Raw genomic sequence first — 5,915 nt, forward strand, 5'->3', positions numbered from 1 at the left:
GTTGGAAGCAGTGTACAGCTTCCCGCGATCGTCGAACATCACGTCAGTGCGGCCATCCTGCTGCGCCTTGTCGGAAACGGTCTAGAGCGGCGGACTTTCATGTGTGTCCATACCCTGCGACTGCGAAGTAATTTCTGCATTCTATTGGAGAGAAGAGATTGCAGATATCGCCAATGGCCTGCCACAGGGCGTCGATGGTTCTGATGGCCTTTGCGCGCAGGTGCGCCTTCTCCTTGTATGAAGGCAAAGTGTCGGTCCAGAACGCCGGCCTGCTTCCTATGCGCGAAACCGCCTAGTTCTCGTTTGCGCCCCTCACCGGCAGGTTGGGATAATTGGATGTGCGGCGCGAATTGACTTGGCCGCAGGGTAAGCGCCTAATGTTGCGCTGCACAAAATGGCGGGTAATCAAATGACGTTGCGGATCAGGCTGCCGGGCGGCACGCTGAAGATCAAAACCTATCGTGAATTGCGGAGTAGCGAGCGCGATAGGCGCGTGCCGGTGTTGAAGATGGGATCGGTGTATTTCATCTGGTGGTCCGACAAGCAGAAACCCAACAGTGGTCAGCCACTGGACGACATCTCTCGTTCCGGTAGCTAGCACCTAAAATTGCAACCAGCATCTGGTGGCGATCCCTGACATCAGCTAAAGAACGCCTGGGCTAGGGGTATTTAACGCACATGGGGTTCATCAAGTTCAGGGGCATCCTTTCCATATGGAAGGGGCGCATTATCCCGAGGAATATTGTTCCGTGGTCAGAACATTGGACCGTTCGGACGGCTGCGATCGCGGCGCACCTGCAATGGATAGGTCCAAATAGCCTTATGCTTGTCGGGGACTCGCTCTTGGAACTTGTTCCGCCGCACCCGCTCGAAGGTCTCAAAATAGTAAACGCTGGCTTTGGCGGTGCGACAGCGGCCAACGTCTACGCTTCCATTGCATCCTCCGTCGTCTTGTCGGCTCTGAAAGCAAATCCGCCGGCAAAGGCGGTGATCCAGGTCGGAACGAACGACAGCAAGACAGGCGCCGATCCGGTCGCGGTCGCCGAAAAGACCATGGCGATTTGTTCTCTGCTTCGGAGCATCGGCACCGAAGCCATCGTGTTCGCGATCCCGCCAATCGAAGAGAAGAAAACCGCCTTCAGATCGGCCTCTGTGGCCGCCGCGATCAATGACGCGGCACGCCTGGCGTGTCTCGGATGCGGCGTTCCTTTTGTAGACCCGTACATCGCAATTCGCGGCTCGAACGACGTGACCGAGGATGGCATCCACTTGGCCCGCAGCGCGACCCTAGCGCTCGTCGACGCCATTCGAGCGGCTTAGATTTTTTATGATCAAAAAAGTGCCCACAATCTCTGGATTGCACTATCTTCGGGCGATAGCCACTGTCCTGGTTGTCATAACTCACAATGTAAGCGCCGCATCTCTGGACAAGTATTTCGGACCAGGAATGCTCACAACGTTTTTCACGAGTGGCGGCGGAGAAGTCGATTTCTTCTTCATGATGAGCGGCTTCATCATGGTCGTGACGGCGACAAATTCCGCGACCGGCGCCCCGAGATATACACCGCTGGAATTTCTATTCAGGCGAGCGGTTCGCTTGCTGCCAATGCTCTATCTTGCCGTAGCGTTTTTCAATGTCGCGCTCATAATCTCCGGCGCCCAGCACATTGGGGATCGCTTCGTACGCTCATAATATGGCCCGTTGGAGAGGTAACCCCATCAGTAGCTTGGACGATCCGATATGAGGTCGTTTTCTACGCTGTTTTTGCCCTGTGCTTTCTAATCCGCCCGCAGTTCTGGTGGTTTCTTCTGCTTTGGGCGGCATTGCCGTTGGCGCGGTACGTCCTGACCGGGCCATCGGGAGAGACAGATAGCTTGGCGTCCTTCGTTATGAGCCCGTTCAACATCGAGTTCGGCATTGGTGTTCTGCTTGCGTTGTCAATTCGCAAATGGAAGCCAAACTTCACCTTCTCCGGCCAGATATTCAGCCTGATCGTTTTGTCTTTGGCGATACGCGCGTTTGTTGTGCATTTCGGCCTGGAGATCAGGACCTTGACGATGGTCGTTTCAATAGCACCATTGCTACTGGTCACCATGTTGGTTGCTGTTGGCACAACGACGACGCGCGAGAGTCGGCTTGGCCTCGCACTCGGCGACGCATCGTATTCGATATTTCTCTTCCATCAGCCTTGCATGCCCGTCACGCTTTTGATCTTAGCCAAAACAATGCCGTGGCTGCCATCCACCGTAGCGGCGCTAATCAGTTCCTTGGTTGGGATCGCAGTCGGTTACCTCGCGCATATTGTTGTCGAGAAGAGAATTCAGCGCTACTTTGAGCCGGTCAAAACGCAACCGAAGCTCCAGCCCAATCCGGCCCATCCCTAGACGCTCACCAGCGGCGCGATAGCGGCTGCCCACTCCGCAGAACCGGTGTCGTTCGGGTGGATACCATCGGCAATAGAGCCTGTGCCGTTAGTGGTCAGCGTCAGGCCGTCAATATAGAAGATGTTGGCGTCGCCGGCCGCTGTCAGCTCATTCACAGCATCAAGTTCCTGCTGCCGGTAATCCGCAATCTTCAGGGTGAGCGCGTGTAAGCCACAAACGGTCTAGTTGAAATCCTCAGCAACGGCTGCATCATCCGAACGTCTTCGCGGTAGCGCGCTAGAATATGATCTGAAGTCTTCCCACCGAAGCCGAGACGCGTTACCTCTTTCCCCAACATGCACGAGAGAAAATGGGGATATACACCCGAGGTGAGGCTATCGCCGAGGCATGTGACTTTAAACGGCGTGCGGATGCCGCGCGCTATACGTGCCATGCGCAGTAAACCGCGCGCCATATCTCGCCTGTTCATTGTATTCCCCCAACCCCAAGGGAATTGTTATCTTACAATTTACGGTTGAGCAAGCCGAGCTAGAGATCAGAATGCCGCGACGATATTCGCCACTTCGGCGGCCGTCAAATAGCGACCCGAGAGCAGCAGAACCTTGCGAATATCGCAACCGATCCAGCCGCCCGTTGGGGGCAACGCAGTGGACTTTGCCATAGTCGACGCCGGCCGGCAGCTGATCGCCTTTGACCGCGTCCCAATATTGCCGGTCATAGATGTCGGCGACCTCGTCCATGGTTCTTGACCGAGTGCGGCGCCAGCTTCCTGCCCTTGCGATAGGCGTCATAGACACGCTGGGTGACGCCCTTGTTGGTCGGGCCGCCCGGATCAGCCGGGTGATTGACGTAGCCGCCTTCATGCACCAGCACCCGGGCAAGAGATTCCTTCTCGCGTGAAGCGGTCATGGGAAGTCCTTTCCGCCCTCACGGGCAGTTGAATGAAGTGGATTGCTGGGGTGAATTGACTCGCCGGTAGGGCACAATCTGGCGGACAATCAAAGGCGTTGCGGATCAAGCTGCCTGGCGGCACGCTGAAGGTGAAGACCTATCGCGAACTACGAGACCGTGAGCGGGACCGGCGCGTGCCTGTGTGGAAGGCCGGGTCAATCTACCTGATTTGGTGGTCGTCTAAGCAGAAGTCGGACGGCGATCAGCCAAGAGCCTAGCCCGCACTCTCCTATCGCTTGCAAAGTGTCGGCGCTTGCCGCAAAAGATTGGTCGCGGGCGGGCGGTTGAGGAGTCATCAACTGATGAATGTCCAATCGCGCGCGCATGCTTTCCTTCGCGCCAGTCCGCTCCGTTACTACTTCCACCTTGCAAAAGCGCGCTTTGGCGCGTCGCCACAGTCGGACGAGAGTTTGATCCTATCGCGGCTCGTGGGCGGTTGTCCGCGAACGTTTCTGGAATTCGGCTTCCATCCGACAGAGTACAATTGCATAGGCCTCAAGGACTTTGATGGATTGCTCGTCGACGGCGATCCACAGACCGTTCGCCTAGCTCGCGCCATCCTTCCCAAGCGCATCGAAGCCCGCCAGAGCTTCATCGATCTCGATAACATCAAGATCCTCGGCACGCATTTCCCCAAGCTCGGAGTGCTTTCCGTCGATGTCGATGGAAACGACTATTGGTTTCTCAAAGAGCTGCTGCCGGTGCGGCCGGCTGTCCTCGTCGCCGAATACAACGCTAGCTTTGGTCTCAACCAAGTTACAGTCCCCTACGACCCTGCCTTCGATCGAAAAGAGAAACACGAAAGCGGCTGGTATCACGGCGCCTCCATCACCGCGTTAACGCAACTCTGCAAGGGACACGGCTATAAACTCGTTGCCGTCTCGGCCGCTGGCGGTAATGTGTTCTTCCTACCTCACGGTTCGGAGATGGCCGAATTGGATCCTGACCAAGCCTATCGAGAAAGCGCTCTCCGCAACCGCTGGTCCGGCACGACGGCGAAAGACCAGTGGGAGCGGATCAAACATATGCCTTTTATCGAGGTGCCCTGAGATCAAGACGAAAATGTACACTGGCCCACCCCTTCGCTTCACAATCCACGCGATTGATCACCAGCGGCAAATTTCCATGCCGATCGCTACAAGTGTAGATGAGGCAGAGATGCGCGAGCATTTCAAAGAGATTTGCAGAAAAATGCCGCACATGCATATAGCACTCTACGACGGCGAAGCGCTCATTGATGAGCGGCATCCAAACGCATCATTTCACTAGGTCGCGGTCGGACCGGACCAAAGCATCGGCCGGGACGTCCGAACGTACGATCGAGCCGGCCGAAATAACCGCCCGATCGCCTATCGTGACACCCTTCATGATCATGGCGCTGTTTCCGATCCACACATCATCCCCAATCGTGATGGGGGCCGAGCGTATGCCGGGGTCGACCCGCGGATGGCCCTCACGGAAGATGGCTTGCATCTGGGCAAACCGTTTCTTCGGATCCATCGGGTGCGAGTTGGTATCGTGGATTGCCACGCCCCACGACACATGCACCCGCTTGCCGATTTTGATCCCGGTCGGGTCCGATGACCAGATGGTCGAGCCTGGCCCGGCATAAAACCAATCACCGATGACGATCCGACCCTCATGGGCGAAAATCTGAAGATGTCCATTGATCACACTATCAGAGCCGATCACCGCCCTCGATCTGTCCCCGTGAATGTTGAAGATGCCCCCTTCGGCGCCAAACTTCGTGCGCGCGCCGAGAATAGCCTGTTCCCTGGCTGCCGCAGTGGCAATCCAAGACCAAAAGCGGCGTCGAAGAGAGAGGATGGAGGAGAAGATGCGCATGAGCGAACATCTGCCACACCCGACCGCTGCGGTCCAGAACGATCAGGTTCCGAAGAACCCCGCGCGCGAGAGCGAACGGAAATCCTCTTGAGCGCAGTTGGCATAACGCGCGCCGCCGGTCGCGTTGATGTGTGGATTGTCTGACATGTAGAGGGTTCCGGTGAAATAGCCGATGCCCGATCTTCCCGCTATGTCGATGCAGGGATAGCCGGTCAAGTTCTGTCTTGAGCGAACCTTCGAGGTGTTGAGCCCAGGAGGTGTCATGATCCTGGACGATTACAATGACTACGGGGGATGCCGGACGGCGACCGATGAATTCCTTGCCGGCCGCGCTGACTGCCGTCTGACACGAATCCTCCCTCATGCCGTGATCCGGCGATTATAGGTCGCATCCTGGTTTTGCGCAGTTCATCAAGCAGAAGTCGACCCGCGCCGAGTCTAGGCATGTCAGACGCTTGGCGAACCCGACGGGTGCCGCAGACTCGCCCTTGCCCGGACTAAGAGCCTGCGGAAGCGTACCGAGAGTGCACTTCGCCATGGCTGCTCAGGAAGCCCGGCCAAGGAGCAGTGGAAGCGGATCAAGCACATGCCGTTTGTGACTGTGATCCAAAAGGAAAGGGTTGGACAGCTCATCTGGTGTCAATACTGAGATTTGGGTATAGCCGCAGTCGTCAAAAACGCTCAAACGTCTTGCGAACGTCGCTACTTACCTGAGCAGAGATGCGGAGCTCCAT

General features: G+C 56.7%; 10 protein-coding genes and 1 pseudogene. 5 read left to right on the forward strand and 6 right to left on the reverse strand.

Annotated features, from left to right (window positions below):
* Positions 1-97: 97 nt before the first annotated feature.
* A pseudogene (locus NKH16_RS34490) lies at positions 98-235 on the reverse strand (IS630 family transposase); the annotation flags it as partial.
* A gap of 174 nt (positions 236-409) precedes the next feature.
* Here NKH16_RS34490 and NKH16_RS34495 point away from each other — a divergent pair.
* From NKH16_RS34495 to NKH16_RS34510, 4 genes are all read left to right on the forward strand, one after another.
* Positions 410-598, forward strand: coding sequence for a hypothetical protein (locus NKH16_RS34495; RefSeq protein ID WP_352903882.1), 189 nt, complete (start codon positions 410-412; stop codon positions 596-598).
* Positions 599-678: 80 nt separating this feature from the next.
* Positions 679-1,320: an SGNH/GDSL hydrolase family protein gene (locus NKH16_RS34500; protein WP_352903884.1), complete on the forward strand. Its 642-nt coding sequence runs from the start codon at positions 679-681 to the stop codon at positions 1,318-1,320.
* 7 nt (positions 1,321-1,327) lie between these two features.
* Positions 1,328-1,693 (forward strand): acyltransferase family protein, encoded by a 366-nt coding sequence (locus NKH16_RS34505; RefSeq protein WP_352903886.1) that lies wholly within the window; start codon positions 1,328-1,330, stop codon positions 1,691-1,693.
* Positions 1,693-2,385 (forward strand): acyltransferase family protein, encoded by a 693-nt coding sequence (locus NKH16_RS34510; protein ID WP_352903898.1) that lies wholly within the window; start codon positions 1,693-1,695, stop codon positions 2,383-2,385. Before NKH16_RS34505 ends, NKH16_RS34510 begins: the two co-directional genes overlap by 1 nt.
* Here the strand turns inward: NKH16_RS34510 and NKH16_RS34515 are convergent.
* The 3 genes from NKH16_RS34515 to NKH16_RS34525 form a co-directional block, all read right to left on the reverse strand.
* Positions 2,382-2,540, reverse strand: a complete 159-nt coding sequence (locus tag NKH16_RS34515; RefSeq protein WP_352903888.1) for an SGNH/GDSL hydrolase family protein — start codon at positions 2,538-2,540, stop codon at positions 2,382-2,384. The two genes, NKH16_RS34510 and NKH16_RS34515, sit on opposite strands and share 4 nt — an antisense overlap.
* A 240-nt stretch (positions 2,541-2,780) precedes the next feature.
* On the reverse strand, positions 2,781-3,176 hold the full coding sequence (locus NKH16_RS34520) for a glycosyl hydrolase 108 family protein (protein WP_352903890.1): 396 nt from the start codon (positions 3,174-3,176) through the stop codon (positions 2,781-2,783).
* On the reverse strand, positions 3,100-3,294 hold the full coding sequence (locus tag NKH16_RS34525; protein ID WP_352903892.1) for a glycosyl hydrolase 108 family protein: 195 nt from the start codon (positions 3,292-3,294) through the stop codon (positions 3,100-3,102). The genes NKH16_RS34520 and NKH16_RS34525 overlap by 77 nt, the downstream gene beginning before the upstream one ends.
* A gap of 344 nt (positions 3,295-3,638) precedes the next feature.
* On the opposite strand from NKH16_RS34525, the gene NKH16_RS34530 reads away from it, so the two are divergent.
* Positions 3,639-4,385, forward strand: a complete 747-nt coding sequence (locus tag NKH16_RS34530) for a hypothetical protein (RefSeq protein WP_352903893.1) — start codon at positions 3,639-3,641, stop codon at positions 4,383-4,385.
* A gap of 208 nt (positions 4,386-4,593) precedes the next feature.
* On the opposite strand, the gene NKH16_RS34535 is transcribed toward NKH16_RS34530, so the two are convergent.
* Both NKH16_RS34535 and NKH16_RS34540 read right to left on the reverse strand, forming a co-directional pair.
* Positions 4,594-5,181 carry an acyltransferase gene (locus NKH16_RS34535; RefSeq protein WP_352903895.1) on the reverse strand — a complete coding sequence of 196 codons (588 nt, stop codon included), beginning with the start codon at positions 5,179-5,181 and terminating at the stop codon, positions 4,594-4,596.
* A gap of 42 nt (positions 5,182-5,223) precedes the next feature.
* On the reverse strand, positions 5,224-5,397 hold the full coding sequence (locus tag NKH16_RS34540; protein WP_352903897.1) for a hypothetical protein: 174 nt from the start codon (positions 5,395-5,397) through the stop codon (positions 5,224-5,226).
* Between the last annotated feature and the right edge of the window lie 518 nt (positions 5,398-5,915).

Source organism: Mesorhizobium sp. M1307 (genome assembly GCF_040318155.1).
GTDB lineage: Bacteria > Pseudomonadota > Alphaproteobacteria > Rhizobiales > Rhizobiaceae > Mesorhizobium.